18 protein-coding genes are annotated in these 26,371 nt (G+C 73.8%); 9 read left to right on the forward strand and 9 right to left on the reverse strand.

Going from position 1 to position 26,371, the window contains the following annotated elements; genetic code table 11:
- Window positions 1-172 precede the first annotated feature (172 nt).
- Window positions 173-1,687, forward strand: a complete 1,515-nt coding sequence (locus AB0H37_RS33480; RefSeq protein ID WP_179835778.1) for a M20/M25/M40 family metallo-hydrolase — start codon at window positions 173-175, stop codon at window positions 1,685-1,687.
- A gap of 96 nt (window positions 1,688-1,783) precedes the next feature.
- Here AB0H37_RS33480 and AB0H37_RS33485 read toward each other — a convergent pair whose 3' ends face one another.
- A complete protein-coding gene (locus tag AB0H37_RS33485; RefSeq protein ID WP_360616819.1) occupies window positions 1,784-2,614 on the reverse strand; it encodes an LLM class F420-dependent oxidoreductase in 831 nt (276 codons plus the stop codon).
- 63 nt (window positions 2,615-2,677) lie between these two features.
- On the opposite strand from AB0H37_RS33485, the gene polA reads away from it, so the two are divergent.
- The 3 genes from polA to AB0H37_RS33500 are packed head-to-tail and all read left to right on the forward strand — an operon-like array spanning window position 2,678 to window position 7,419.
- Window positions 2,678-5,311, forward strand: a complete 2,634-nt coding sequence (polA, locus tag AB0H37_RS33490; protein WP_360616820.1) for a DNA polymerase I — start codon at window positions 2,678-2,680, stop codon at window positions 5,309-5,311.
- A 47-nt stretch (window positions 5,312-5,358) separates the two neighbouring features.
- The gene (locus AB0H37_RS33495) at window positions 5,359-5,862 is read left to right on the forward strand and encodes an inorganic diphosphatase (protein WP_329089088.1); all 504 of its coding nucleotides are present in this window, start codon (window positions 5,359-5,361) and stop codon (window positions 5,860-5,862) included.
- Window positions 5,863-5,874: 12 nt separating this feature from the next.
- Window positions 5,875-7,419: an FAD-dependent monooxygenase gene (locus AB0H37_RS33500; protein ID WP_360616821.1), complete on the forward strand. Its 1,545-nt coding sequence runs from the start codon at window positions 5,875-5,877 to the stop codon at window positions 7,417-7,419.
- Here the strand turns inward: AB0H37_RS33500 and AB0H37_RS33505 are convergent.
- On the reverse strand, window positions 7,416-8,894 hold the full coding sequence (locus AB0H37_RS33505; RefSeq protein ID WP_360616822.1) for an NAD(P)/FAD-dependent oxidoreductase: 1,479 nt from the start codon (window positions 8,892-8,894) through the stop codon (window positions 7,416-7,418). The two genes, AB0H37_RS33500 and AB0H37_RS33505, sit on opposite strands and share 4 nt — an antisense overlap.
- 79 nt (window positions 8,895-8,973) lie before the next feature.
- Between AB0H37_RS33505 and AB0H37_RS33510 the strand changes: the two genes are divergently transcribed.
- Window positions 8,974-11,814, forward strand: coding sequence for a hypothetical protein (locus AB0H37_RS33510; protein WP_360616823.1), 2,841 nt, complete (start codon window positions 8,974-8,976; stop codon window positions 11,812-11,814).
- A 33-nt stretch (window positions 11,815-11,847) separates the two neighbouring features.
- Here the strand turns inward: AB0H37_RS33510 and AB0H37_RS33515 are convergent, their stop codons facing one another.
- Window positions 11,848-13,527, reverse strand: coding sequence for a phospholipid carrier-dependent glycosyltransferase (locus AB0H37_RS33515; protein WP_360616824.1), 1,680 nt, complete (start codon window positions 13,525-13,527; stop codon window positions 11,848-11,850).
- Between the two features lie 39 nt (window positions 13,528-13,566).
- Complete coding sequence (locus AB0H37_RS33520) at window positions 13,567-15,228, reverse strand: sulfatase (RefSeq protein WP_360616825.1); 1,662 nt, start codon at window positions 15,226-15,228, stop codon at window positions 13,567-13,569.
- A 193-nt stretch (window positions 15,229-15,421) separates the two neighbouring features.
- Between AB0H37_RS33520 and AB0H37_RS33525 the strand changes: the two genes are divergently transcribed.
- Window positions 15,422-16,027, forward strand: a complete 606-nt coding sequence (locus AB0H37_RS33525) for a dihydrofolate reductase family protein (RefSeq protein ID WP_360616826.1) — start codon at window positions 15,422-15,424, stop codon at window positions 16,025-16,027.
- On the opposite strand, the gene AB0H37_RS33530 is transcribed toward AB0H37_RS33525, so the two are convergent.
- The 5 genes from AB0H37_RS33530 to AB0H37_RS33550 all read right to left on the reverse strand — a co-directional run bounded on the left by AB0H37_RS33530 (window position 15,987) and on the right by AB0H37_RS33550 (window position 22,721).
- Window positions 15,987-16,832 carry a class II fructose-bisphosphate aldolase gene (locus tag AB0H37_RS33530; RefSeq protein WP_360616827.1) on the reverse strand — a complete coding sequence of 282 codons (846 nt, stop codon included), beginning with the start codon at window positions 16,830-16,832 and terminating at the stop codon, window positions 15,987-15,989. The two genes, AB0H37_RS33525 and AB0H37_RS33530, sit on opposite strands and share 41 nt — an antisense overlap.
- The gene (locus AB0H37_RS33535) at window positions 16,825-17,748 is read right to left on the reverse strand and encodes a hexose kinase (protein WP_329089105.1); all 924 of its coding nucleotides are present in this window, start codon (window positions 17,746-17,748) and stop codon (window positions 16,825-16,827) included. Before AB0H37_RS33535 ends, AB0H37_RS33530 begins: the two co-directional genes overlap by 8 nt.
- Window positions 17,745-18,653 carry a sugar isomerase gene (locus AB0H37_RS33540; RefSeq protein ID WP_360616828.1) on the reverse strand — a complete coding sequence of 303 codons (909 nt, stop codon included), beginning with the start codon at window positions 18,651-18,653 and terminating at the stop codon, window positions 17,745-17,747. The genes AB0H37_RS33535 and AB0H37_RS33540 overlap by 4 nt, the downstream gene beginning before the upstream one ends.
- Window positions 18,654-18,733: 80 nt before the next feature.
- On the reverse strand, window positions 18,734-20,389 hold the full coding sequence (locus tag AB0H37_RS33545) for a hypothetical protein (protein WP_360616829.1): 1,656 nt from the start codon (window positions 20,387-20,389) through the stop codon (window positions 18,734-18,736).
- A gap of 154 nt (window positions 20,390-20,543) precedes the next feature.
- Window positions 20,544-22,721, reverse strand: coding sequence for a discoidin domain-containing protein (locus tag AB0H37_RS33550; protein WP_360616830.1), 2,178 nt, complete (start codon window positions 22,719-22,721; stop codon window positions 20,544-20,546).
- Window positions 22,722-23,043: 322 nt separating this feature from the next.
- Here AB0H37_RS33550 and AB0H37_RS33555 point away from each other — a divergent pair, with 322 nt between their 5' ends.
- Genes AB0H37_RS33555 through AB0H37_RS33565 form a run of 3 tightly spaced genes read left to right on the forward strand, consistent with a single transcriptional unit; the run spans window position 23,044 to window position 26,365 of the window.
- Window positions 23,044-23,805 carry a DeoR/GlpR family DNA-binding transcription regulator gene (locus tag AB0H37_RS33555; RefSeq protein WP_229810384.1) on the forward strand — a complete coding sequence of 254 codons (762 nt, stop codon included), beginning with the start codon at window positions 23,044-23,046 and terminating at the stop codon, window positions 23,803-23,805.
- Window positions 23,802-25,172: a 6-phospho-beta-glucosidase gene (locus AB0H37_RS33560; protein WP_179835765.1), complete on the forward strand. Its 1,371-nt coding sequence runs from the start codon at window positions 23,802-23,804 to the stop codon at window positions 25,170-25,172. The genes AB0H37_RS33555 and AB0H37_RS33560 overlap by 4 nt, the downstream gene beginning before the upstream one ends.
- On the forward strand, window positions 25,169-26,365 hold the full coding sequence (locus tag AB0H37_RS33565) for a carbohydrate kinase family protein (protein WP_360616831.1): 1,197 nt from the start codon (window positions 25,169-25,171) through the stop codon (window positions 26,363-26,365). Before AB0H37_RS33560 ends, AB0H37_RS33565 begins: the two co-directional genes overlap by 4 nt.
- Window positions 26,366-26,371: the final 6 nt, after the last annotated feature.

The following is a 26,371-nucleotide window of genomic DNA, read 5'->3' on the forward strand; positions in this document are numbered from 1 at the left end:
TGGAGGCCATGAAGGGCTGCGGGGGGAATCGGCGGAGACATGTCAACCGTGTTAACACGGTGAAAAACTAGGCCAATATTGGCCGTTTTGATGCGGAGTCGTGTCTTGTTGCAGAAAATGACACATGTCAAGCTTCGGTTTACTTTGTCCCCCCCACCAACGGAGACCGAGCATGCGCAGAGCCGCGCTAGCCGTCCTCGCCGGGCTGTCGCTCGCCGCCACCACCGTGGCCGCGGCGCCCGCCCAAGCCGCCGGCCCGGCCCAGTCCAAGCTGGCCAAGCTCGTCAAGCTGAGCGACGTGCGGCACCACCAGCTGAACCTGCAGAAGATCTCGGACGCCAACGGCGGCAACCGGGCCGCGGGACTGCCCGGTAACAAGATCACCATCAAGTACATCGCGGACCAGCTCAAACGGGCCGGATACACGCCGACGATCCAGAACTTCGAGTTCGACTTCTGGCAGGAGCTGTCGGAGCCGGTCCTCGCCGAGACCGCGCCCGATCCGAAGACGTTCGCGCCGCACGGCGACTTCGAGACGCTGCAGTACTCCGGGTCGGGAGACGTCACCGCCCCAGCGACCCCCGTCGACCCGGGGGCCACCGGATCCGGCAGCGGGTGCGAGGCCGGCGACTTCGCCGGGTTCCCGAAGGGCCACATCGCGCTGATCCAGCGCGGCGGCTGCTTCTTCTCCGTCAAGACCGACAACGCCATCGCCGCCGGCGCGGCCGCCGTCGTCATCTACCAGCTGCCCACCGAGCCGGGTCCGGTCGGGGGAACGCTGTCCACGCCGTACGAGATCCCCGTGGTCGGCCCGACGAACGCGGTCGGCAAGGCCCTCGTCCAGCAGGCGCAGAACGGCGGCGTCACGCTGCGGGTCAGGACCGACACGCAGAACGACAAGCGCCAGGCCGCCAACGTCATCGCCGACACCAGGCGCGGCAGGGCCGACAACGTCGTGGTGGTCGGCGCGCACAATGACAGCGTCGCCGCCGGGCCCGGGATCAACGACGACGGCTCGGGCACCGCGGCGCTGCTGGAGATGGCCGCGCAGATCAACAAGCTCGGCTCCAAGGTGCGCAACAAGGTGCGGTTCGCCTTCTGGGGCGCGGAGGAAGAAGGACTGCTCGGCTCGCAGTACTACGTCGACACCCTTCCGCAGGCCGAGCGCGACAAGGTCGCGCTCATGCTCGACTTCGACATGCTCGCCTCGCCCAACTACGTGAACTTCGTCTACGACGGCGACAACAGCGCGGGCGAGAACAACGTCGAGGCCCCGGCCGGATCCGGCGCGATCGAGAAGGCGTTCGTCGACCACTTCGGCCGGCGCAAGCTGCCCACCGACCCGACTCCGTTCAACGGGCGCTCGGACTACAACGCCTTCATCACCGTGGGCATCCCCGCCGGCGGCCTGTTCACCGGCGCCGAAGGGATCAAGACCCCCGAGCAGGCGAAGCTGTACGGCGGCACCGCGGGCCTCGCCTACGACCCGTGCTACCACCAGGCCTGCGACCGCTACGACAACGTGAACCTGAAGGGCTTCGACCAGATGATCGACGGCACCGCCGCGGTCACCGAGCTGTTCGCGCACAGCACCCTGACGGTCAACGGGAACGAGCTCGCCCGCAGGCGGGCGCAGCCCGGGAAGCGCGCCACGCCGGACGTGATCGGCAACTACGCGACCCGGTAGGACCCGTCGCACCGAGGGACGCGCCCGGACCCGGGCGCGTCCCTCGCCATGTCCGCCCCCGCGGGGGCGGTGCGCCGGGTCAGAGCGGCGGCCCGGTCACAGCAGCACCTCGGCGATCGACCGAAGGGCGGGACGAGGATCGCCGCCGGGCTCGGTCAGCACCTGGACGGCGACGTTGTCGGCGCCGGCCTCCAGGTGGGCGGCCAGCCGCGCCGCGACCGCCGCCGCGTCGCCGTGGGCGACCAACGCGTCCACGAGCGCGTCGCTGCCGCCGTCGGCGAAGTCCTCGGCGGTGAACCCCAGCCGCTCGAAACTGGCGACGTAGTTGCGCAGGACGAGATAGCGGCCCAGGGCCTCCCTGGCGATGGCGCGGGCGCGCACCGGGTCGGGTTCGAGCACGACCTTCTGCTCCGGCGCCAGCAGCGGGCCCGCCCCGAGGATCTCTCGCGCCGACCTGGTGTGCTCGGGCGTGGTCAGGTACGGGTGGGCGCCCGCTGCCCGCTCGGCCGCCAGCCGCAGCACCTTCGGCCCCAGCGCGGCGAGGACCCGCCCCTCGGCCGGGACGCCCTCCGCGTCCAGCCGGTCGAGGTAATCCACGATCGTCTCGTACGGGCTGCGGTACGCCTGGTTCTGCTCCCGGTGGCCGATGCCGGCGCCGAGCAGGAACCGGCCGCCGTGCGCGTCGTTCAGCCGGCGGTAGCCCGCGGCGGCCTCCTCGGCCGGGGTGCTCCACATGTTCACGATGCCGGTGGCGACCACGATGCGGTCGGTCGCGGCGAGGAGCCCCCCGGCGATGTCCGGATCGGCCGGCGAGGCGCCGATCCAGATCGCGCCGTAGCCGAGGTCCTCGACGTCCCTGGCCAGGTCCGGGCTCAGCTGCGGCCACGGGCGCCAGATGCCGAGCCGTCCTAGTTCGATCTTGGTCATGCCGCCCCCAACACCCTCGCCGCCGGTTTCATGCCCGGTACCCCGGGTGCCAGGATGTGACACATGACCGACCGGCCCCGCCTGCTGCTCCTGGACGGCCACTCGCTGGCCTACCGGGCGTTCTACGCGCTGCCGGTCGAGAACTTCACCACCACCTCCGGGCAGCCGACCAACGTGGTGTACGGGTTCGCGAACATGCTCGCCAACGTGCTGCGGGACGAGCGCCCCTCGCACGCGGCCGTCGCGTTCGACGTCTCCCGGCAGACCTTCCGCACCGAGGAGTTCCCCGAGTACAAGGCCACCCGGGCGCGGTCGCCGAGCGAGTTCGGCAGCCAGCTGCCGATCCTGGACCGGCTGCTCGCCGCGATGAGCGTGCCGGTGCTGCGGGCGCCCGGCTACGAGGCCGACGACGTCATCGCGACGCTGGCGACGGCGGCGGAGGCGGACGGCATGGACGTGCTGATCGTCACCGGCGACCGGGACGTGCTGCAGCTCGTCAGCGACCACGTCACCGTCCTGTACTTCTACCGGACGGCGTCGGAGATGATCCGGTACACGCCCGGCGCGGTGCGGGAGCGGTACGGGCTCACCCCGGCGCAGTACCCCGACTTCGCGGCGCTGCGCGGCGACCCGTCCGACAATCTGCCGAGCATCCCCGGCATCGGGGAGAAGACGGCCGCCAAGTGGGTCCGCGACTACGGGTCGCTGAAGGTCCTGCTGGAGAGCGCGGGCGAGGTGAAGGGCAAGGCGGGGGAGAAGCTGCGCGCCGCCGCCGACACGGTCGCGCTGAACCGGCGGCTGACCGAGCTCGTGCGCGACCTGGACCTCCCGGTGGCGCCCGCCGACCTGCGGCGGCGCCCGTACGACCTGACCGCCTTCACCTCCCTGCTGGACGAGCTGGAGTTCCGCAACGCCAGCCTCCGGCAGCGCCTGTTCGCGGCCGACCCGGGGGGTGGACGTCCCCCGGAGGACGCCGAACCGGAGCCCGTCCAGGGGCGGGAGCTGGGGCCGGACGAGCTGGCCGGCTGGCTGGGGTCGCACGCGACGGGTCTGACCGGGCTGGCCGCCGACTCCACGTGGGCGCGCGGCGCGGGCGACATCGAGCGGATCGCGCTGGCCACCGGCGACGGGGAAGCCGCGTCGTTCGAGCCGTCCGGCCTCACCGCGAAGGACGAGCGGGCCTTCGCCGCCTGGCTGGCCGACCCCGGCCGGCCCAAGGCGCTGCACGACGTGAAGGCGCTGCTGCGCTTGTTCGGCGAGCGCGGCTGGCACCTCGACGGAATCGCCACCGACACCGCGATGGCCGCGTACCTGCTCCTGCCGGGCCTGGCCGCCTACGGGATCGCCGACCTCGCGGGCCGCCATCTCGGGCGCCGCCCGTCCGCCGAGGGCGCGGCCGGGCTGATGCTGAGCGCCCGCGCCGTCCTCGACCTCGCCGGCGTGTTCGCCGCCGACCTGGCGTCCACGGGCATGGACGAGGTCCTGCGCGACGTCGAGCTGCCGCTGTCGCGCCTGCTCGCCCGCGCCGAGCGCGCCGGCGTGCACGTCGAGGCGGGTCTCCTGCACGAGCTGGAACGGTACTTCTCCGCCGGGATGGAGCGCGCCGCCGACGAGGCCGCCGAGATCGCCGGGCGCCGCTTCAACCCCGGCTCGACCAAGCAGCTCCAGGAGGTGCTGTTCGGCGAGCTCGACCTGCCGAGGACCAAGAAGATCAAGTCGGGGTACTCCACCGACCTGGACGCACTGACCTGGCTCGCCACCCGGACCGACAACGGCCTGCCGCAGATCCTGCTGCGCCACCGCGACCAGGCGCGGCTGCGCTCCACGGTCGCCGGGCTCATCCGGGAGATCGGCGCGGACGGCCGCATCCACACCAGCTTCCAGCAGACCGTCGCCGCGACCGGCCGGCTCAGCTCCGCCGACCCGAACCTGCAGGTCATCCCCATCCGGACGGAAGAGGGGCGGCGCATCCGCCGCGCGTTCACGCCCGGCGAGGGCCACGCCTCGCTGATGACGGCCGACTACGGCCAGCTCGAACTGCGCGTCATGGCGCACCTGTCGCAGGACCCCACGCTGCTGGCGGCGTTCGCGTCCGGGGAGGACCTGCACACCACGATGGCCGCGCAGGTCTTCGGCGCCCGCCCGCACGCCGTCACGCCGGACATGCGCCGCAAGATCAAGGCGATGTCGTACGGGCTGGCCTACGGGCTGTCGGCGTTCGGCCTGGCCAGGCAGCTCGGCATCCCCGTGGCCGAGGCGCGCCCGCTGATGGACGCCTACTTCGAGCGGCTCGGCGGCGTCCGCGACTACCTCGACCACGTCGTCGCCGAGGCCCGCGCCACCGGCTACACCCGCACGGTCCTCGGCCGCCGCCGCTACCTGCCCCATCTGAACAGCGACAACCGGCAGCGCCGCGAGACGGCCGAGCGGATGGCGCTCAACGCCCCCGTCCAGGGCTCCGCCGCGGACATCGTCAAGATCGCGATGCTGCGGGTGGACGAGGCGCTCACCGCCGCCGGGCTGGCCAGCCGCCTGCTGCTCCAGGTGCACGACGAGATCGTCCTGGAGGTCGCGCCCGGCGAGGCGGACGCGGTGCGGGAGATCGTCCGCACCGGGATGACGACGGCCTACCCGCTCGCGGTCGGCCTGGAGGTCGCCATCGGCGCCGGCCCCGACTGGAACGCCGCCGCCCACTGAAGTGGCGGGAGGCGACTGGTGGGTAGTGCTCCCCTGGGGAGGGATTCATGGAGATCGACATGATCGTCGAGATCCCCCGGGGATCGCGCAACAAGTACGAGATGGACCACCGGCTCGGCCGCATCCGGCTCGACCGGATGCTGTTCACCTCGACGCAGTATCCGCTGGACTACGGCTACATCCCGGGCACGTGCGCGGAGGACGGGGATCCGCTGGACGCGATGGTGCTGCTGGAGGAGCCCACCTTCCCCGGGTGCGTGATCAAGGTGCGCAGCATCGGGGTGTTCTGGATGCTCGACGGGGGCGTCCCCGACGGCAAGATCCTCACAGTGCCGGCCGGGGACGTCCGCTACGCCGGGATGCGCGACCTGCGGGACGTCCACGAGCACGTCCTCGACGAGATCGCGCACTTCTTCGACATCTACAAGAACCTGGAGCCCGGCAAGGGCACCGATGTGCGCGGCTGGCAGGACAGGCGGGTCGCCGACCAGACGATCGAGCGGGCCGCCGCGGAGCGCGCACGGGAGGTGGCCGGGAACGCCCCGACGTGATCAGGTGGACGCGTGAGGGACAGCGAACCGGTCGTCGTCGTGGGCGCGGGTCCCGTCGGCCTGGTCACGGCGCTGCTGCTGGCGCGGCACGGCGTGCCGTCCGTGGTGCTGGAGGCCGCCGCCCGCCGCGATCCGTCCGGGTCCCGGGCGATCTGCTTCCAGCGCGACGTCCTCGACGTGCTCGACCGGGTCGGGTGCGCCGAACCGATGATCGCGCGCGGCGTGACGTGGACGACCGGCCGCACCTACTACCGCGGGGACGAACTGTTCGCCGTCACCTTCCCCGACGCCGGACGCAGCGCCGTGCCGCCCTGGATCAACATCTCCCAGGCGGAGGTCGAGGCGTGGCTGCGAGACCGGGCCGCGGCCGAACCGCTGGTGGAGGTCCGGTACGGGCAGCGCGTCACCGGGCTGCGCCAGGACGGGGACGGAGTCGAGGCCGACGCCGGGGTCACCGTGCGCGGCACCCATCTGGTCGGAGCGGACGGCGGGCACAGCGCCGTCCGGGACCTGCTCGGCATCGGCTTCCCCGGCCGCACCTTCACCGACCGGTTCCTCATCTGCGACATCCGGGCGGACCTGCCGTTCCCGAGCGAGCGGCGGTTCTTCTTCGACCCCGAATGGAACCCCGGGCGCCAGGTCCTGGTCCACCAGTGCCCGGACGGGACGTGGCGCATCGACTGGCAGGTCCCCGCCGACCACGACCTCGACGCCGAGCGCGGGTCGGGGGCGCTGGACGCCCGCATCCGCAGGATCACCGGGGACGTCCCGTACGAGGTCGTGTGGGCCACCGTGTACCGGTTCCACGAGCGGTGCGCGGCGGCGTTCGCGTCCGGCCGCGCGTTCCTGGCCGGGGACGCCGCCCACGTCTACGCGCCGTTCGGCGCCCGCGGCCTGAACTCCGGCGTGCAGGACGCGGAGAACCTCGCCTGGAAGCTCGCGTTCGTCCGGCACGGCTGGGCCCCGCCCGCGCTGCTGCGCAGCTACGACGCCGAGCGCCGGGCCGCCGCCGGGGAGAACCTGCGGGTGACCACGCGGACGATGGAGTTCCTCGTGCCGCAGACCGCGCGGCAGCGGGCCCGGCGGCTGGAGTCCCTGGAGGCGGCCCGGACGCACCCGGACCCCCGCACGATCATCGACTCGGGCAGGCTCGCCGAGCCGTTCTGGTACCTGGACTCGCCGCTGACGACCCCGGCCGGGCCGGTGGAGGACTTCCCGCGCGGTCCCGGGCTCGTCCGCCCGCCGCTGCCGGGCGTCCTCTGCCCGGACGGCCCGTGCGTCGTGGACGGCGAGCCGACCCGCCTGCGCCGCCTGTTCGGCACGCGGTTCGTGGTCCTCACCCAGGGCGTGCACGGCGGGAGGTTGCCGACCGGCGTCCCGCACCAGGTCCTCGCGCTGGACTCCATCGACGCCGACGGGGTGCTGCGGACGGCCCTGCACGCCGGCCCGGACACGGTGCACATCGTCCGCCCGGACGGTCACCTTGCCGCCGTGCTGCCGGCCTACGACCCCGCTGCCGCGGTCGCGGCCCTGCACCGCGCCTGCGGGCGCTCCTAGCCGGCGTCCAGGACGGCGCGGGCCGCGTTGTGGCCGGGGATCCCGCTGACGCCTCCGCCCCGCCTGGCGCCCGCGCCGCACAGCAGCACGCGCGGGTGCTCGGTCTCGACGCCCCACCGCCCGCGCTCCCCGGCCGCCTCCGCGAACGGCCACGACAGATCGCGGTGGAAGATGTGCCCACCCGGGAGGCCGACTCCGTTCTCCAGGTCGACGGGCGTCTTGGCTTCCAGGCACGGCGTGCCGTCCGGGGCGCGCAGGAGGCAGTCCTCGATCGGCTCGGCGAGCACCGCGTCGAACGACGCCAGCGTCGCGCGCAACGCCGCGGCGCGCGACCCTTCGGGGTCCGACCGGAACAGCCGCGCCGGCATGTGCAGGCCGAACAGCGTCAGGGTGTGCGCCCCGGCCTCCCGCAGTTCCGGTCCGAGGATGGACGGGTCGGTCAGCGAATGGCAGTACACCTCGGCGGGCGGGACGGCCGGAACGCGGCCGTCGCGGGCTTCGCGATAGGCCCTGTCGATCTGCTCCCGGCCCTCGTTGATGTGGAAGGTGCCCGCGAACGCCTCCTCCGGCCGGACGGACGGGTCGCGCAGCCGCGGCAGCCGCGAGAGCACCATGTTCACCTTCAGCTGCGACCCCTCGGCCGAGCTCTCACGCGGCATGTTGACCAGCACCCACCTGGCCGAGACCGCGTGCTCGGCGCCGTCCGCGTCCCGGAACGTCACCTCTCCGGCCGGGTCGACGTGCAGGACCTCCATGCCGGAGCGCAGCTCGGCCCCGGCGGCGCGGGCGGCGTCGGCCAGGGCGCCGGTCACCGCGCCCATGCCGCCGACCGGCACGTTCCAGTCGCCGGTCCCGTTCCCGATGACGTGGTAGAGGAAGCACCGGTTGGCCAGTAGCGCGGGATCGCGGGTGTCGGCGAACGTGCCGATCAGCGCGTCGGTGAGGACGACGCCGCGCACGGTGTCGTCGGTGAAGCGCTCGTCCACGACGTCCCCGATGGGGCGCTCGAACAGCTCGCGCCACGCCTCCCCGTCGTCCACCGCCTCCCGGAGCCCGGCGCGGTCGCGCAGCGGTTCCAGCAGGGTCGGCGCGACGCGTTCGGCGACGCGCCCGGCCATCGCGTAGAACCTCCGCCATGCGTCGGCGTCGGCCCTGAGGGACGCCGCCGTCCGCGCGGGATCCTCGTTGTCGATCAGCAGGCCGCCGTCGCCGACCGGCGTGTACGAGGCGAACCGCCGGCCGCGCAGCTCGACGCGCAGGCCGAGGTCCCGGACGATCCGCGACGGCAGCAGGCTCACCAGGTAGGAGTACCGCGAGAGCCGCGCGTCCACGCCGGGGAAGACGCGCGCCGAGACGGCCAGCCCGCCGAAGTGCCCGAGCCGTTCCAGCACCAGCACGCGCTCGCCGGCGCGAGCCAGGTAGGCGGCCGCGACCAGGCCGTTGTGCCCGCCGCCCGCGATGATCACGTCGTACATGCCCTCAGAAAACCACACGGGTCGCCGGATGCGGGGAAATCCGTTGGCCGGTGCGGCCGCCGGGAGGAAGATGGGGCGAATGAAGATCCGGCTTTCTGGGGGAGTGGTGGCGTCCGGGCGCCATGCCTGGATCGCCCGGCCCTCCGGACCGCGACGGCTGCTGGACCAGGCGGACGCGCGGCCGGGGACGCCCGTCGCGCTGGGACCCGAGCGGGCTCCGGCCGGGGACGTGGCGAACGCCGTCCGGGAGCTGTCGGTGCTCGTCGCCGACGGGGGCGCCGTCGCCGCGGGCGCGGGCGTCGACCTTGGCGGCGGGTTCCGTTCCGCGCGGCTGGACGGGGCGCGCGGGGACCAGCGGGACGCCGTCCTTGCCGCGCTCCGGACCGTCGGCCTCCACGGCGCGGACCGCCTCGGCGAGCGGGCGGGGGTGCTCGTCGCGCTCTTCGGCCCCGCGGTCACCAGGCGGGTCGGCGCGGCCGCCGCGCGGGCCGCCGAGGAGGGGCGCTGGGCGGCGCTGCACCTGGCGTCCGCGGCCAGCGACGTCCTCGGCCCCGAGCAGCTCGAACGGGTGCTCGCCCTGGAGGCTCCCGAAGGCGTCGACCTCACCCCCGGCGGATCGCCGTCGGTGCTCGCGGGGTACCTGCGGCAGGTGCTGGAGCAGGTGGCCCCGCCCCGCAGGCTCGCGCTGATCCTGGACCTGTGGGAGCGGGTCGCCGAGCGCCGGACGGGGCTCGCCCGCCGGGACGCGCGACTGGCGACGCAGAGCCGCCGCGACCGGGTCGCCGACCTGCGCAAGCGCCGCCGCCACGACGACGACGAGCACATCCTGTGGCAGGTGCGCATCGACCTGGAGAACGAGCAGCCCTCGCTCGCCGACATCGCGCGCTGGACCCCCGGCCGCTGGTACTGGCACGAGCGCCTCCAGCGCGTCTTCGCGGACGCGATCGCCGCCACCGCGCTGCTCCGGACCGCCGCTGCCGTCGCCGACCACGGCCTGGAGGACGGCCTTGAGCGGTCGGCCCCGGTGCTGCGCGCGGCCGCGTCCCTGATGCCCGACTGGGCCGCCGGGAAGGCGGCACGGCGCGTGCCGGGGCTGACCGGCCTCCCCGTGCGTCCCGGCGCCTACGTCCGCGACCTCGCGCGCAGGCTGGCCGCCGGCAAGCCGATGGACGCCAAGTTCGCCGCCTACACGAGGCCGCGCCTGGCCTGCGCCCGCGACTTCGCGCTCGTCGTCATCGAGGACGTCGGACGTGTGATGGGCGACATGGTCGGGACGCACGACGACCTGCTGCGCGAGTGGTCGCCCAGCCTGCAGAGCTGGCGCGAGGGGGCCGGGTACGGCCGCCCTCCGGCCGAGTGGGACGGCATCGCGCCGTGGACCGGGCCGATGCTGGGAGACCTCGAACCGCTTCGCCGCAGGCTCACCCCCGATCAGGACCCGGCGACCGCGGAGACCGCCGCCGACCTCCTCTGGTACGCCGACCTGGTCGACGCCCTCGCCCGGCTGTACGGGCACGAGCGGGCGCAGCCCACCCCCGGTACCGGCGATCCGTGGTTCGACCACGACCCGCCTCCGGCCGGCGAGCCGCTGACCCCGCGCCTCGACTCGGTCATGGGCGCGGTCTCCGGTGCGGCGCAGCTGGTCGCGCTCGGGGGCGTCCCGCCCCGGGCGCCCCGCATGTGGGCGGCCCTCACCGCGGGCCTGATGTCGGCGACCGCGATCGCCGAGGCGCTCACCGGCGACTTCGCCGTCCCGGCGCCGCTCGCCGCGCTGGACGGCACGACGGTCCCCGGGACCCGCCTCCGGCTCAAGATCGCCCGCAGTGCCCGGGACGTCGCCGGATGGGCGGACTACATGGGCAACTGCATCGCGGGACCCGCCTACGTCGAGGAGGCCAGGGAGGGCCGCAGCGGACTCGCGGGCCTCTACGACGCCGACGGCCTGCTGGTCGTGAACGCGGAGCTGGTCGCGCTGCGGCCCGCGTCCCGGGGCTGGCGCGTCGCCGAGATCGCGGCGAGGTTCAACGACGCGCCGGACGAGGCCCTCGAACAGCGGTTCCGCGACTGGGTCGCCGCGGTACCCGGTGCCGTCAGGGACGAGACCGCGCAGGCGCCCGACGAGCTCCCGCCGCCGCGTCCGGCGCGGCGGCGCGCCGCGCCCCGCCTCGTCGAGGAGGCCGGCCCCGCCCTCGGCGAGCTCGCGCTCCGGTCGTGGGCGCAGGCCGCCCCGGAGGCGCTCGGCGCCCTGTCCGCCGTGGCCGGGACCGGGACGGACGCCGCGCTCGCCCGGCTGCGCCGCTTCGGCGCCCCGCAGCTCACCGGGGCCGTCGGCCGCGCCCTGGACGAGGGCGCCACCGATCTGGTCCGGCTCTGGACGGCCTCCGGCCTCCGCCCCCTGCGCTCCGCGCTCGACGCCCTCGACCCGGCGCTGCGGGGCCGCTTCGACCAGCTTCCGCTCCTGCTCGGCGAGCCGCCGCTGCCGAAGACGCTGCGCAGGCTCGTCAAGCTCCCCGCCGTCGCCGACGCCTATTCCCTCGACCTGGTGGCGCGCCGCGTCCGCCGCGCGATCGGGCTCCTCGCCGTCCGGGACGACCCGGTCATCGCCCGCGCCTTCGCGAAGCCGACGGCCGAGCCGCTGCTGTGCGCGCTGACCATCGCCACCACCTGCGCCGGGCCGGACATCCGCCTCGTCCCCGTGGCGCCGCCGCGCACCACCTCCGTCCCCGGCTACCCCGCCACGACGCTGGAGGACGAGGAGGGCCCCTGGCAGCGGGCCCTGCCCGCCGCGCGCGAGCTCGGAACCGACACCGCCGTGTTCTGGGACGAGATCGCCGAGCACGGCCTCCGCGTCCCTGAGTCCTGGCTGGCGCACGGCGGCTGGGCGGCGCTCTGGTCCCGCGCCCACGCCCGCCGCCGCTGATTCGCGCGGCCCGCCTCGGAGCCCGGAAAGGTGCTACGGGCGCAGGGCCGGCCGGCGGAAGATGGTGACGGAGTACCCGACCTCGTCGATCGGCTCGCTGCCGCGGATCAGCGGCATCAGCCGCGGGTCGTTCTTGACGATCCAGCTGTCGGAGACCACCAGCAGCCCGCTCACCTCGCCGGGCGGCGCGGTGAGCGGGTCGCGTGCGCGGATGCCGTAGGCGGACGGGAGGCCACTGCCCTTGAAGACCAGCCAGACCGGCTCGCCCGGATACCGCTCCCGGAGGCGGTCGGCGAGCCGTCCGAGGTCCTGGCCCCAGTCGACGTTGGAGTCGTGCAGGCGCAGGTGGGTCTTGGACGGGCCGCCGAACGCCTCGTTGGAGTACGGCAGGTAGTAGGGGAAGGCCCGCAGCGAGCTGACCGCGACGAACAGCAGCAGCGCGACCGTCGCGGCCCCGGCCCACCGCCACCGGACGAGGACCGCGCCGCCCGCCGCCACCGCCAGGAAGAGCGGGACGAAGATGGCGTAACGGACACCGAGGTCGCGCGACCCGGTCATCGCCACCGCCAGCAGCACGGCCGTGGGCGCGAGCAGGTACGGCGCGGCCGGACGCAGCCGGGGCAGCGCCGCCATCGCGGCGACGCCCGCCGCCCACAGGACGAGCATGCCCAGCGGCGTCTTCACCAGCAGCGCGGCGGGCAGGTAGTACCAGCGAGAGCCCCGGTAGACGTCACCGAACAGGAAGCCCGTCCACCGCATGTTCTCGAATCCGAACTGCGCGCGCATCCCGTCCTGGAAGGGCCGGGGGAACGGCAGCCAGCCTGCGGCGAGCCCGCGCAGCCCTCCGGCGGACGGCAGGTCGGCGGGCGCCGCCCAGCGCAGGCGCGGGTCAACGGCGAGGTAGCTCGCCCACACCACCGCGACGGCCAGGACGCCGGCCCCGGCCGCCGACAGCACGGCGGTCGCGACGGGACGGCGCGGCGGGCGGGACGTCCAGACCGACACCGCCGCCAGGACGAGGAGCACCGGCAGCGCGGGAAGCGCGCTCATCTTGGTCGCCATGGCCGCGCCGAGCGCCACCCCGGCGAGCGGCAGGTAGAGCCGCGGCCTGCGCCTGGCGCGCCAGAGCAGCCACACCGACGTCAGCAGGAGACCGGCCGCGGGGACGTCCAGGGTGGCGAGCGACCCGTGCGCGATGACGTCGGGGGAGAAGGCGTAGAGGGCCAGTGCGGCCAGGCCGCCGGCCGAACCGGCGAGGTCGCGGGCGAACGCGAAGACCACCAGCCCGAACAGCAGGGTCAGCGCGATGACGGGCAGCCGCCCGGCCAGCAGCACCCGTTGCGCGTCGTTGCCCCACCGGTACAGGAACTGCCTTCCGAGCCTGTAGTCGCTGCCGGTGAAGGGGGCGCGCAGGTGCGGGCCGGCGAGCATGGCCCCGGCCCCGATGACCAGCTTGCCGAGCGGCGGGTGCTCGGCGTTGTGGCGCAGGTCGTGCTGGCGGAGGTAGACCACGCCGGTGCTGATGTAGACGGGCTCGTCGACGGTCGGGCTCTGCTGCACGGCCGTGGTGACCATCGCGGCGGCCATCTGGGCCAGCAGCGCCGCCACGACCGCCGCGAGCAGCCAGCGCCGGTGCAGCGCGCGGAACCGGCCCGGCGGCTGCTCGGCCGAAGGCGCCGCGGGCCGTCCGGGCTCCGCGGACAAGGAGGTCACGCCGCCACCCTTCCCGGAGACCGTCCCCCCGATCTCCGTTCAGCCTCCGAACGCGGTCAAGAATCGGTCGCGGAACGCGCTCATCGGCCACACCGGGGTGTCCCTGCCAGGGCGCAGGCCGTCCTGCCAGCCCCACCCGGAGATCCGGTCCAGGACGGCGCCGTCCTTCGCCACGATGGTGATCGGGACGTCCCGGCCCGCGCCCGGCCCGGTGATGAGCGGCGCGGGCTGGTGGTCGCCGAGGAAGACCAGCACGGTGTCCTTGCCGCCGTAGGTCTCCAGGTAGGAGACGAGCGTGTTCAGCGTGTACTCGATCGACGTGCGGTACTCGGCGCGGATGCGGCCGGGCGCGGGCCACGCGGCGTCATAGCCCTTGCCCATCCCGTTGAAGACCGAGCCGTCGCCGACCTGGTCCCACGGGACGAGCCGCGGGATGGACGCCCATGGGGCGTGGCTGGACACCAGCGCCGTCTCCGCCATCACCGGCGCCCGGTCCTCCTTCGCCAGCTCGGTGCGCTGGAGCGTCGACAGGGTGTACTGGTCGGGCATCGTGGCGAAGCTGAAACGCGGTCCGCGGTAGCCGAGGTTCCGGTCGTCGTAGACCGTGTCGTAGCCGTAGAAGGACGCCTCCGGCCAGGCCCGCGTGATCGCCGGCATGAGCGCCACCGTCCGGGAGTCCGCGCGGTGGAACGCCCCGTTCAGCGTCAGCCGGTCGCTGTTCACCAGGGCGCGGTACCGCTGCTGGTTGTTCACCCACAGGCCCGACAGCAGCGTGGCGTGCGCCAGCCAGCTGCCGCCGCCCGCCGTCGAGGACGTGAGCCAGCCGCTGCGCGCGGAGAACCCCGCCTTGCGGAGCCGCTGCGTCCCCTGGTCGAGCACGGCGCCGACCTGCGGCGCGTACTGCGGGCTCTCCACGGCCGACCGCCCGTAGCTCTCCACGAACGCCAGGACCACGTCCTTTCCGCGCAGCCCGGTCAGCAGCTTGTCGGAGGGCGTGTCGCGGAACCTGTCGACGGCGGCGGCCTTGGCGAACTCCTTGCGGTCGTTCAGGCTCGTCCGCACCTGCCGCGCGTGGTCGTAGGCGAGGACCGCCGCGCTCCTGGACGCCACCGGCACACCGTGGACGAACTGCGCCCCGAGCACGGCGCAGGCGAGCCAGACCGTCCCCAGCACACCGGCGGCAAAGGACGCCGGGCGTCGGTGCCGGACCGCCACGCCGCTCAGCCGCAGCGTCGACAGCGCCGTCAGCACGACCACCGCGACCGCCAGCGCCACCGCCAGCACGACGGCCGCGACCGCCCCCGCCTGCCCGGACGACTCCTTGACGAACTCCACGGCCGGCCCCAGCAGCGGCCAGTCCAGCACCAGGTCGAACGGCCGGACGAGTACCGCGTCGAACCCGATGTCCAGCACCTTCAGCACGAGCACCAGCCCGAGGACGGCGCCCGCCGCGCCCGCCGCGTACCGTCTCGCCTTGGCCGGGAGCACGAGGACCAGCGCGACGCCGACCACGCCCTCGATCGGGACGCGCACGAACGCCCCCGGGGCCAGGCGGGCGAACTCGGCCGGCGCGACCAGCGCGACCAGCACGAGCAGGAACGCCGCTCCTGTCACCGTCCTCGCCGCGACCCGCCGCCGCCTCGACGGCCCACCCGCCTCAGGGGCGTCGGCCGGCACGTCCTCGTCTGTGGTCCGCTCCAAGCGGCTGTCAGTGGTCAGCTCGTCCTCCCGGGTTCGGCCTTGCGCCGCGCACGCGACACCTCACAGCACGTCCACCCCACGGCCGCGGGTTCAATGGATTTCATCTTCTTGGGCCCGGGATGTCGAGAACGTGGGCGCCGCTCCGATCCAATGGTGAAGGCGCCACGGGGGCGCCGGCCTAGGAGGCACCGCAATGAGCAAGGTCACCTGTGACATCGGGGTATCGGTCGACGGTTTCGCCGCGGGCCCGAACCAGCGACTGGAAGAGCCGCTCGGCGACGGCGGCGAGCGGCTGCACCGGTGGATGTTCGAGGAGCAGGAGGCCAACGCCGAGGCGATCGCGAAGATCACCTCGGCGGGGGCCTACATCATGGGGCGCCACATGTTCGGCCCCGACCGCGGCCCGTCGTGGAACCCGGACTGGACGGGCTGGTGGGGCGACGAGCCGCCCTACCACGCGCCGGTGTTCGTGCTGACGCACCACCCGCGCGAGAGCGTCGAGATGAAGGGCGGCACGACGTTCCACTTCGTCACCGAGGGGATCGAGTCGGCGCTGGCCCGGGCGCGGGCCGCCGCGGGAGACGGGGACGTCGCGATCGCCGGGGGAGCGAGCACGGTGAACCAGTACCTCGCGGCGGGCCTGCTGGAGGAGCTGCGCCTGCACATCGCCCCCATCGTCCTCGGGGCGGGCGAGCGCCTGTTCGAGGGCGTCGGCGACCTGGCGCTGGAGCCGGTCGCCGCGTCACGGACGCCCCTGGTCACCCACGTGACCTATCGCGTCGGCCGCCCGCTCGGATGACGTGCAGCAGCCGGGCGACCTCGGCGGCGACCGCGTCGCGGCCGGCGGAGACGTAGCGGCGCGGGTCGACCAGGCCGGGATCGGCGTCCAGCCGCGCCCGGACGGCCGCGGTGAACACCTTGTTCAGCTGCGTCGCCACGTTGATCTTGGTCATGCCGTGCTCGACGGCGGCGGCGAGCCCGTCGTCGGGTACCCCGGACGACCCGTGCAGGACCAGCGGGACGGGCACCGCCGCGTGCAACCGGGCGATGAGCGCGAGATCGAGCACGGTGTCGCGGGTCAGCATCGCGTGGGACGTGCCGACCGCGACGGCCAGGGCGTCCACGCCCGTGGCGGCCACGTACCCGGCGGCCTCCTCCGGGTCGGTGCGGGCGTGCGGGGCGTGCACGCCGTCCTTCCCACCGATCTCGCCGAGCTCCGCCTCGACCCACACCCCCTCGGCCCGGCAGCGGGCGGCGACCTCCGCCGTACTCGCCACGTTCGCCTCGTGCGGGAGGCCGGACGCGTCGAACATCACCGACCCGAACCCGAGGGCGACCGCCTCGCGGGCGAGGTCCGCCGAGGTGGCGTGGTCCAGGTGGACGACGACCGGGACCGACGCGGCGCGGCCGAGCGCCAGCACCGCACGCCCGATCGGGGCGAGCGCGCCGTGGTAGGCGACGCAGTTCTCGCTGACCTGGAGCACCACGGGCGCGCCCGCCCGCTCCGCGCCGGCGACGATCGCCTCGGCGTGCTCCAGCTGGATCACGTTGAACGCCCCCAGCCCGCGGCCCTGCGCGGCCGGTGCGGCGATGACCTCACTCATGGGGGCGAGCGGCATGGTTCTCCTCGGTCCGGAGGGTGACGCGGGGCAGCAGCGCGGGGAGCCCGGCGGGGTCGATCTCGCCGGCGACGGGGGAGCGGACCGCGCAGGCGGCCAGCGCGACGGCGCGGCGGAGGCGGTCCGGCCAGGGCAGGCCGGCGGCCAGGCCCGCCGCCAGCCCCGCCACGAGCGCGTCCCCCGCGCCCGTCGGGTTGCCCGGGACGGGACGGTCGAGCGCGGCGCGCAGGACGCCGTCCGGGGTCGCGGCGAGGACGCCGCCGGCGCCGAGCGAGGCGACCACGGCCCCCGCGCCCGCCTCGCGCAGCGCGCGGATCCCCGCGGCCGTGTCGCCGGTGCCGCTCGCGCGGGCCAGCTCCTCGGCGTTCGGCTTCACGATGCCGGGGGCTCCGGCGAGCCCGAGGCGCAGCGCCTCCCCGTCGGCGTCCAGGATCACCGGGCCGGGCGCGAGGCGGGCGAGCCGTGCGTAGGCGTCCGGGGGGACGCCGGGCGGAAGGCTCCCCGACAGGACGACCACGGCGGCGTCCCGGGCCAGGGACTCGAAGCCGGCGAGGAACGCCGCCCACTCGGCGCCGGTCACCTCCGGGCCCGGCTCGCAGAACATCGTCGCCTCGGCGCCGACGATGGTGACCGTCCGGCGCGACTCCGCGGCGACCGGGGTGAACGCGGTGGGCACGCCGAGGGAGCCGAGCCCCTCCTCGATGCGCCGCCCCGCGGCGCCGCCGGCCAGGCCGGCGGCCACGACCTCGTGTCCGAGGGCGTGCAGCACCCGGGCCACGTTGACGCCCTTGCCGCCGGGCCGCGAGTGCACCGCGGCCACCCGGTGGACCGCGCCGAGCCGCGCGTCCGGCACCTCGTAGGTGTCGTCGAGCGCGGCGTTCAGCGTGACCGTGAGGATCATGCCGCCGGACCGCCGGGCGCGGCGTCCAGGATGACCGAGCGGGTGAGATGGCGGGGACGCTCCGGGTCCAGGCCCGCCGCGCTCGCGCGGGCGACCGCGAGCCGCTGCACCCGGACCAGCTCGGCGAGCGGGTCGGCGCCCGCGGCGCGCAGCAGCCCGCCGGTCGCGGCCACCTGCTCGCCGAGGCCGTCCGGGAGGCCGCCGAACATCCACACCGCCCGGCCGGGGCCGGTGATGCTGATCGGCCCGTGCCGGTACTCCATCGCCGGGTAGGCCTCCGTCCAGAAGCACGCCGCCTCGCGCATCTTCAGGGCGGCCTCCTGCGCGAGGCCGACCGTCCAGCCGCGGCCGAGGAAGGTGATCTGCTCGACGTCCAGCAGCTCGGGCGGGACGGGGTCGGCCACCGCGTCCTCGGCGGCCGCGATGGCGGCCGTCAGGTCCTCGCCGAGGTGTGCGCGCAGCAGCGCCAGCTGGGTGGTGGCGAACCGGGTCTGCACGACCGACTCCTCGTCGGCGAAGTCGAGGACGATCAACCGACCGGCGCTGCGGGACACCGGCGTGTCCGGGTCGGCGGTGATCGCGGTCGTCGGGACCGAGCCGCCGAGCCGGTCCAGGACGGCGAGGACCTCGGTCGTCGTCCCGGACCTGGTGAGCGCCAGCACCCGGTCGTAGCGGCGGCCGCGCGGCATCTCCGAGGCGGCGAACGCGTCGGTCTCCCCGTGCCCGGCGTCCTCCCGCAGCGCCGCGTACGCCTGCGCCATGAACAGGGAGGTGCCGCATCCGACGACCGCCACCCGCTCCCCGCGGGCCGGCAGCGCGTCCCGCAGTCCGTCGGCGAGCCCGGCGGCCCGCCGCCAGCACTCCGGCTGCGCGGCGATCTCGGTCATGATGCGGTTCCCGGCCATGAGCCCCTCCCGGAGTTCGATCTGTTCTGAGACTTTATGCTCACTACTGCTCGAAACAGAAGAGTACAGAGCAGAAAACATCATGAACGTGCGGGGGGCTGCACCCGCACCACCCGGACGAAGCGCACGTCCAGGTCGCCGCCGGGGCCCGTCGCGATCCGGAAGTCGGTGCCGCCGTTGAGGCGGCTCGCGAACGCGGGCCGGGGGAGCCGGAACGTCGCGGTCTTCCACGCCCCGTCGCCCATGCGGCGCACCGCCGGCGAGCGTCCGCCCTGGTGCTCGACCCACCAGTCGCCCCCGCCCGCGTCCCGGTACGTCACCTTGATCTGCACCGGCTCGTGCCGCCCGCGCAGGAACCGGTCGTCGAGATCGAAGTACAGGGACGTCTGCCCCTTCGCGCGGTCGGTGCGCAGTCCCTCGTAGGCGGTGCCGTTCTCCGGTCCGAGAACACCGCTGTGGACGTCGGCGGTGGAGCGGCGGGCCCTGCCGTCCGGACCGGCGTCCCGCTGCACGAGCCAGCGTTCGAGGTTGCGCACCCACGGGCGCCCCGGCCACTCACGGGCGCCGGTGAAAGGCCCCGTCGCGTTCTTCCAGTAGGTGTCCTCGGCATCGCGTAGCGCGGCCCATGCGTCCGGTGAATCGGAGGCGGTCTTGCCGATGCTCAGCCGCACCCATCTCCAATGCTGCGGATACTGCTTCATGTAGGACGGGCCCGGCACCACGTAGACCCAGTTCGTCCGCAGTTGCAGCGCCTTGAGGTTCGCCTGCCGCACGGCGTAGTACGGCTCGTCCGTGCGGTAACCGCAGTCGTTGAAGCACTCGTTCTCGGTGGCGGCGACATGCCGTCCGTCATGGACGGGCAGGGACTCGTCCACCGTCATGTGCTCGTCGGGCTCGATGCGGCTGCCGTAGGACGGAGCCTCGCTCAGATGGAAGTCGAACACCTCGGTGATGCCCGTCCGGATGCCGAGCCCCGCGTCGACGGCCTGCTTGGCGAACAGGTCCGTCTTCGACCCCCACGGCCCCCACGGATAGTCCTCGCCGGTGAACACGAGTTTGGTGCTGTAGGGCCCGAAGAGGGCGGTCAGATCCCGCCAGGCGTGCCGGTACCACGACCGGTACTCCTCGAACGTCAGCCCCTGCTCGGCCGCCTTGCCGACCATGTCGTAGTCGTACTCCGCCCACGTGAACGCACCCGGGACGTAGACGAGCCGCAGCCGCGGGTCCGCGCGCAGGCCCTCGTCGACGAAGACCCTGCGGTAGAGCGCGAGCAGCCGTCCCCACACGCACTCGTTCCAGAGGGGCAGGTGGTACTGCCCGTCGTAGTCGGGGCCGAGCGGCTCGACGCCGCACTCGTCCGCCACCCATGCGGGCGCCCACCGCGAACCGCTGGCGAAGATGCGCACCCAGAAGGGCCGCCGGTCCGCGAGCTGCCGACTCAGTGGCGGGAAGCCCATGTCCTGGGCGAGGCCGGCGGTGCGGGTGTCCAGCGTCCCCGGGCCGTCGGGCTGGAGCTGGCGCCAGCTCAGGTCCAGGCTGCGCGTGCCGACGCCGAACTCCGGGGCGGCCGTCTCGGAGAACAGCCCCGAGTTCGCCGACGGACGGACCCAGCCCGGCAGCGTCCAGTCATCGCCCGGCCGCACCTGTACGCCGCCGGACACCGCGCTCGTCGGCGCGGCGCCCGCCACGGTCGACAGGACCAGCAGCCCGGCGAGAACTGCCACGAGCCTTTTCACGCCCGGCCTCCCGGCCCTCGCCCTCCGCGCTTCCGCATGCGCGTTTCCGTTCGAAAAACATGCTCATCCTTCTTGTATGAGCATGGAAGGGCAATCCGTGACCGGAGGCCCGCGGGCCCGCCCGGAGGCGGGCCCGCGGGGACGCCAGAGTGGATCAGGGGTAGCCGACCACGTTGGCCGGGACGGTGTCGGTACCGGAGGCCTCCGGGCCCGTGTCGTTGACGACATGCCGGATGACCCCGTTGCCGCCCAGCGAGACCGTGAGCAGGTCGTGGAACCGCACGCCCGGCCGGTCGGGGACCTCGAAGCCGCGCGCCGCCACGATCGACGGGTCGACGTTGAAGTAGCAGTAGCTGCCGAGGCCCCAGCCCTCGTGCGCGGTGACGGAGTCGGCGACCTTGTAGGCGGCGTAGCCGTCGGGGGAGTCGCTCCGCCAGGCGGACTGGTTCGGCGGGTCGTAGGGCATCTCGTTCTGGAAGAAGACCGTCCTGCCGCGCTCGCCGTTCCAGACGAGCTGGTACTTCTGGTAGTGCTCGACGAACAGCCCGTAGGCGGTGACGTCGTCTCCGTTGACGACCACGCCGTTGGCGGCGGTGTTGACCGTCCAGCCGACACCGCTCCCGTGGTCGGCGCGCCACGCCCAGATGTGGTCGAGCAGGGCGTCGTCGCTGTTCACCACCAGGCTCGTGGCCGCCTTGCCGGGCCCTGCGCCGCCGATCCGGAAGAAGACGTCCTGCACCGACGAGGGGTCGCCGGCGTGGTCGGCGCTCGCGCCGTCGGGGCCGAGCCGCAACAGCACCGGCGATTCGGCCGTCCCGGCGTCGAACAGTATCCCGGCCAGCTTCACGCCGTCGACGTCGGCCACGCTCATCGCCGCCACGCCGTTGTCGGGGACCAAGGTCGGGTACCCGATGCCGAGCACCACCGTGCCGGGACGCGTGACGTTGATCGTCTGTCCCAGGTGGTAGACGCCGGGCGTGAACAGCAGGTTGAGGCCCTGGCCCAGCGCGGCGTTGATGGTGGCGGCCGAGTCTCCGGGCTTGGCCACGTAGAACTGCGACAACGGGATGGAGGATCCGGGCGTGGAGCCGCCCGACCAGGTCGTCCCGCGCGAGTCGCGCCGCAGCGCCGGGACGAAGACGCCGTACGCCCCGGACGCGTCGGTGTACAGGTACGGCTTCTCCCTTGTCACAGGGCTGGTGTTCAGCGTGGTGTAGGGCGGGTTCGGGAAGCTCTGGGCCGGCGCCCCCTCGACGCCCGAGAACACCATGTTCCACACGCCGTTGAGGTTGCCGCCGATCCGGCTGTCGCGCGTCAGCCACTGCTGCTGCGAGTACGGCTGCACCTGGCCGTCCACCCTGGAGTCGGCGATGTAGCCGCCACTGGCCCAGCCGTAGCCGGTGGGAGCGAGGTTCAGGTCACCGCGCACGTGGATGCGGCGGAACGGCGCGGCCTGCGACACCGCCCATCGGTCCGCCCCGCCGGACGGGGTGATCGACAGGTTCTCGGCGGACCGCCAGAAGTTCTGCGTGGCGTTGCCGCCGAACCAGCCCGCGTCCACGGTCACGCCGCCGTTGATGGTGACGTCGTCGGGATTGCGGCCGAGGCCGGCGATCGAGGTGTAGAAGCCCAGGTCGGCGTTGACGTTGTAGTTGCCCGGCTTGAACAGCAGCGCGTACCGGGCCGTCCCGAACTGGTTGCTCTCCTGCTCGCGGAAGACCGCGTCGAGCCTGCCCTGGACGTCGGACGTGCTCATGGACGGATCGAACACGAGCACGTTGGGCCCGAGGTCGCCTCCGCCGGGGAGCGTGCCGCCGCCGGAGCCGGTGTGCACGGCCATCCCGAACAGCGAGTATCCCCACTGGGTCGCGCGGGCGGTGCCGTACATACGGACGTAGCGGCCCTTGCCGGCGACGTTGAGGGTCTGGCTCCCGCCCGTGCCGGCGGTGGTGGAGTAGAGCGAGGTCCAGTTGGCGGCGTTGTCGGAGACCTGGATCTGAAAGCCCTCGGCGTAGGCGCCTTCCCAGGTGAGGGCGACCTGGCAGATGTCCTGGGCTGTGCCGAGGTCGACCTGGAGCCATTGCGGGTCACCGAAGGTGCTCGACCAGCGGGTCGCGGGATTCCCGTCGACGGCGGCGGAGGCGGGGAAGGACGCGTTCTCGGTGGACGAGGCGGTCGCCGGCCGGTTCAGCGCCGCGTCCGACGAGCCGCACGCCGCCGCGGCGGCGCGACCGGCCGGGCCCGGCGCGGCGAGCGCGACCACGACCAACAGGGCGGAGACGGCGGCCGGCCAGGTTCTCCTGGACGGCCCTCGGGGTGGGACGGGATGCATGCGCATCTCCTTCGCGTGGGTGGGTGAGCGGGGGCCCTCAGAACACGCGCGTTATTTCACATCATGATTTAAGGTCGGAATTATGTGGTCGTCAAGGGTCCTCTTTGTGCTGGTTTGACCTTCCGTCCTGACAGCCCGCGCGGCGGCCTGCGGACCCTCCGCCCGCACCGTCTATGGAACGTTCCGAGCCCTCGACAGCGCCCGCTGACTTCACCACCGTCCTGACCGTGTCCGCGCACGTCAGAGAAGCGAATGACGGACTTCGAGCAGGTTTCCGCCAGGGTGATGACGGATGTCGAGCAGCGGTGTTACCTTCCACCGCGTGACATCGAGCATCCGACGGGCGCAGATCGTGTCGTCCCTGCGTGCCAAGGGCGCCGCCTCCGTCCGGGAGCTGGCTGAGACCCTTCAGGTCAGCGAGTCCACGATCCGCCGCGACCTCGACGTGCTCGACCGCAACGGCGAGCTGATGCGCACCTACGGGGGAGCGGCGCTGTCCCCGCGCCCGGCGGCGCCGGAGATCTCCTTCGCGGCGTCGGCCGAGCACGACAGCGCCGAGAAGGCGGCGGTCGCCGAGCGGGCGGCGGAGCTGGTGGAGGACGACATGGTCGTGGTCCTCGACATCGGCACCAGCACCCGGCTCCTCGCCCGGCACCTGCGCGGCCGGCCGGTCACGGTGATCACGGCCAACCTGGCCGTGCTGGACGAGCTGCGCGACGACGACGCCGTCCGGCTGTGCCTGCTCGGCGGCGTCGTGCGGCGCAACTACCTCTCGCTCGTCGGCTCGCTCACCGAGACGGCGCTCCGCCAGGTCCGCGCCGACCTGGTGTTCCTGAGCTGCACCGGGGTGCGGCCGGACGGCCACGTCATGGACGACATGGAGGTCGAGACGCCGATCAAGCAGGCGATGCTGGAGTCGGCGGACCGGGTGGTGCTGGTCGCCTCCGAGGCCAAGTTCCCCGGCACCGGCTCGCTGCGCGTGTGCTCGATCGACCGTGTCGACGCGCTGGTCACGACGGCCGGGGCCGACCCCCGGACTCTGGAGGTCTGCCGCGAGGCGGGCGGGAAGGTGTACATCGCATGAAGCTGGCCATTCTCGGCGGTGGCGGGTTCCGGGTGCCCTACGTGTACCAGGCCCTGCTGCGCGACCCCGGCTCCCCGCGCATCGAGGAGGTCTGGCTGCAGGACTCCGACGCCGGCCGCCTGGCCGGGATGGCCGAGGTCCTCGCGGCGCTCGCCGCCGGAGCGGAGGACGCCCCGCGCGTGTTCACCAGCACCGGGCTCGACGAGGCGCTGGAGGGGGCCGACTTCGTCTTCGCCGCCGTCCGGGTGGGCGGCCTGCGGGGGCGGGTGTGCGACGAGCGCGTGGCGCTGGACCTGAACGTGCTCGGACAGGAGACCACCGGCCCCGGCGGGATCGCCTACGGGCTGCGCACCATCCCCGTGATGCTCGACATCGCGCATCGCGTGAAGGCCCTCGCGCCGGACGCCTACGTCATCAACTTCACCAACCCGGCCGGGATGATCACCGAGGCGATGCAGGGCGTGCTCGGGGACCGGGTGCTCGGCATCTGCGACACCCCGTCCGGCCTCGGCATGCGGGTGGCCGCCGCGCTCGGCCTGGACCCGGACCGGATCCGGCTCGACTACGTCGGCCTGAACCACCTCGGCTGGATGCGCCGCATCCTGCACGACGGCGTGGACGTCCTGCCCCGCCTGCTGGCCGACGACGACCTGCTCGGGACGCTGGAGGAGGGCGTGGTCTTCGGCCGCGAGTGGCTGCGCGACCTCGGCCTGATCCCCAACGAGTACCTCTACTACTACTACTTCAACCGGGAGGCGGTCCGCGCCACCCTGGACGCCCCGCAGACGCGCGGCGAGTTCCTGCTCAAGCAGCAGGAGGCGTTCTACGAGCGGATCGCGGCGGCCTCTGCCGGCGCGGCCATGGAGCTGTGGCGCGAGACGGTCGCCTCCCGCAGCGCGAGCTACATGGCCGAGATGAAGGGCGCCCGGACCGGCGAGGCGCTCGACGACCACTCCGGCGTCGACCCCGCCGAGGAGGGCTACGCCCGGGTCGCGCTGAACGTGATGGCCGCGATCAGCCGCGACGAGCCCGCCACCATGATCCTCAACGTGCGGAACGGCGCGACCGTCACCGCGCTGCCCCCGGACGCCGTCGTCGAGGTGCCCGTCACCGTCGACGCCGGCGGCGTCCACCCGCTCCCCCTCGACCAGCCCGACCTGCACCAGGCCGGGCTGATGCAGCAGGTCAAGGCCGTCGAGCGGCTGACCGTCGGCGCGGCGGTGACCGGCTCGCGGACCGAGGCCGCCAAGGCCTTCGCCCTGCACCCCCTGGTCGACTCGGCGCGGATCGGCCGGCTGCTGCTCGACGGCTACATCGACCGGATCCCCGAGGTCGCCGCCGTCTTCTCCCGTGAGGAGTCGTCATGACAGTGGAAATCCTGGACGGGAGCCTGCCGGTGGAACGCCCCGCGCCCGGCGGCGCCGCGGCCCCCGGGCAGCCGCCCGAACCCTCCATGGCCGACCCGTGCGCCGAACGGGTCCCGGCGGGCGACCTGCTGCGCGGCGGGGACGACCCGGGCCCGGCGCCCGAGCTGGACGTCTTCCTGAGCGGCCAGGTCTTCATGGACATGATCTTCACCGGGCTGCCGGGGCTGCCGCCGCCCGGGACCGAGATGTTCACCGAGGGCCTCGGCTCGGCGCCCGGCGGCGCCGCCAACATCGCGGTGGCGATGAGCCGGCTCGGCCTGCGGGTCGGGCTCGCGGCCCCGTTCGGCGACGACATGTTCGGCTCCTACCTGTGGCGGACGCTCGCCGAGCAGGAGGGCATCGACCTCGGGCACTCCCGCCGCATCAAGAACTGGCCCACCCCGGTCACGGTGTCGCTGGCCTACGACTCCGACCGCAGCATGGTCACCTACGCCAGGCCCCTGCCGGACCTCGACCCGGGCGAGACGGGCGACGCGGAGGCGGTGCTCGGCTCCCCGCCGCCGGCCGCACGCGCCTGTTTCGTCGACATCGAGCATCCGGTGCCGGGCTGGGCGAAGGAGATGCGGCGGGCGGGCGCCGCGGTGTTCGCCGACATCGGCTGGGACGCCACCGAGACGTGGTCCAGCGAGGTCCTCGACCGGCTGGAGCACGTGGACGTGTTCCTGCCCAACGCCGTGGAGGCCATGGCCTACACCCGCACGAGCACGCCGGAGGACGCCGCCCGCGTCCTCTCCGAGCGGGTCCCGGTCGTCGTCGTCAAGCGCGGCGGCGCGGGCGCCATCGCGATCGACTCGGCGACCGGCGAGGTCGCCGAGACCGACGCGCTGCCGGTGCGGCCGCTCGACGCGACCGGCGCCGGCGACGTGTTCGGCGCGGGGTTCCTGTTCGGGACGCTCGCCGGCCTCCCGCTTCTGGAGCGGCTGCGGTTCGCCAACCTGTGCGCGGGCCTGTCGGTCCGGCACCGCAGCGGCTCGCTCGGCGCACCGTGCTGGGGGGAGATCGCCGCGTTCGGCGAGTCCGGCGAGGTGCCCGAGTCCGTCCTCGAACCGTACGCCTTCGTCGTCGACTTCATCCCCGACTCGGCGACCGACACCGTCGTCCGGGCCGAGCCCACCCTTCGGGCCGACCACTAGCGCGCC

This window comes from Actinomadura sp. NPDC023710 (genome assembly GCF_040639875.1).
In the GTDB taxonomy this organism is placed as follows: domain Bacteria; phylum Actinomycetota; class Actinomycetes; order Streptosporangiales; family Streptosporangiaceae; genus Spirillospora; species Spirillospora citrea.

Bases quoted from the DNA above. Each gene is read 5' to 3' on its own strand.
- AB0H37_RS33540 (WP_360616828.1), bottom strand. From the start codon at position 18,653: ATGGCCGGGAACCGCATCATGACCGAGATCGCCGCGCAGCCGGAGTGC.
- AB0H37_RS33505 (WP_360616822.1), bottom strand. From the start codon at position 8,894: ATGTACGACGTGATCATCGCGGGCGGCGGGCACAACGGCCTGGTCGCG.
- AB0H37_RS33525 (WP_360616826.1), top strand. From the start codon at position 15,422: ATGAGCAAGGTCACCTGTGACATCGGGGTATCGGTCGACGGTTTCGCC.
- AB0H37_RS33485 (WP_360616819.1), bottom strand. From the start codon at position 2,614: ATGACCAAGATCGAACTAGGACGGCTCGGCATCTGGCGCCCGTGGCCG.
- AB0H37_RS33560 (WP_179835765.1), top strand. From the start codon at position 23,802: ATGAAGCTGGCCATTCTCGGCGGTGGCGGGTTCCGGGTGCCCTACGTG.
- AB0H37_RS33480 (WP_179835778.1), top strand. From the start codon at position 173: ATGCGCAGAGCCGCGCTAGCCGTCCTCGCCGGGCTGTCGCTCGCCGCC.
- AB0H37_RS33510 (WP_360616823.1), top strand. From the start codon at position 8,974: ATGAAGATCCGGCTTTCTGGGGGAGTGGTGGCGTCCGGGCGCCATGCC.
- polA (WP_360616820.1), top strand. From the start codon at position 2,678: ATGACCGACCGGCCCCGCCTGCTGCTCCTGGACGGCCACTCGCTGGCC.
- AB0H37_RS33495 (WP_329089088.1), top strand. From the start codon at position 5,359: ATGGAGATCGACATGATCGTCGAGATCCCCCGGGGATCGCGCAACAAG.
- AB0H37_RS33550 (WP_360616830.1), bottom strand. From the start codon at position 22,721: ATGCATCCCGTCCCACCCCGAGGGCCGTCCAGGAGAACCTGGCCGGCC.
- AB0H37_RS33530 (WP_360616827.1), bottom strand. From the start codon at position 16,832: ATGAGTGAGGTCATCGCCGCACCGGCCGCGCAGGGCCGCGGGCTGGGG.
- AB0H37_RS33565 (WP_360616831.1), top strand. From the start codon at position 25,169: ATGACAGTGGAAATCCTGGACGGGAGCCTGCCGGTGGAACGCCCCGCG.
- AB0H37_RS33535 (WP_329089105.1), bottom strand. From the start codon at position 17,748: ATGATCCTCACGGTCACGCTGAACGCCGCGCTCGACGACACCTACGAG.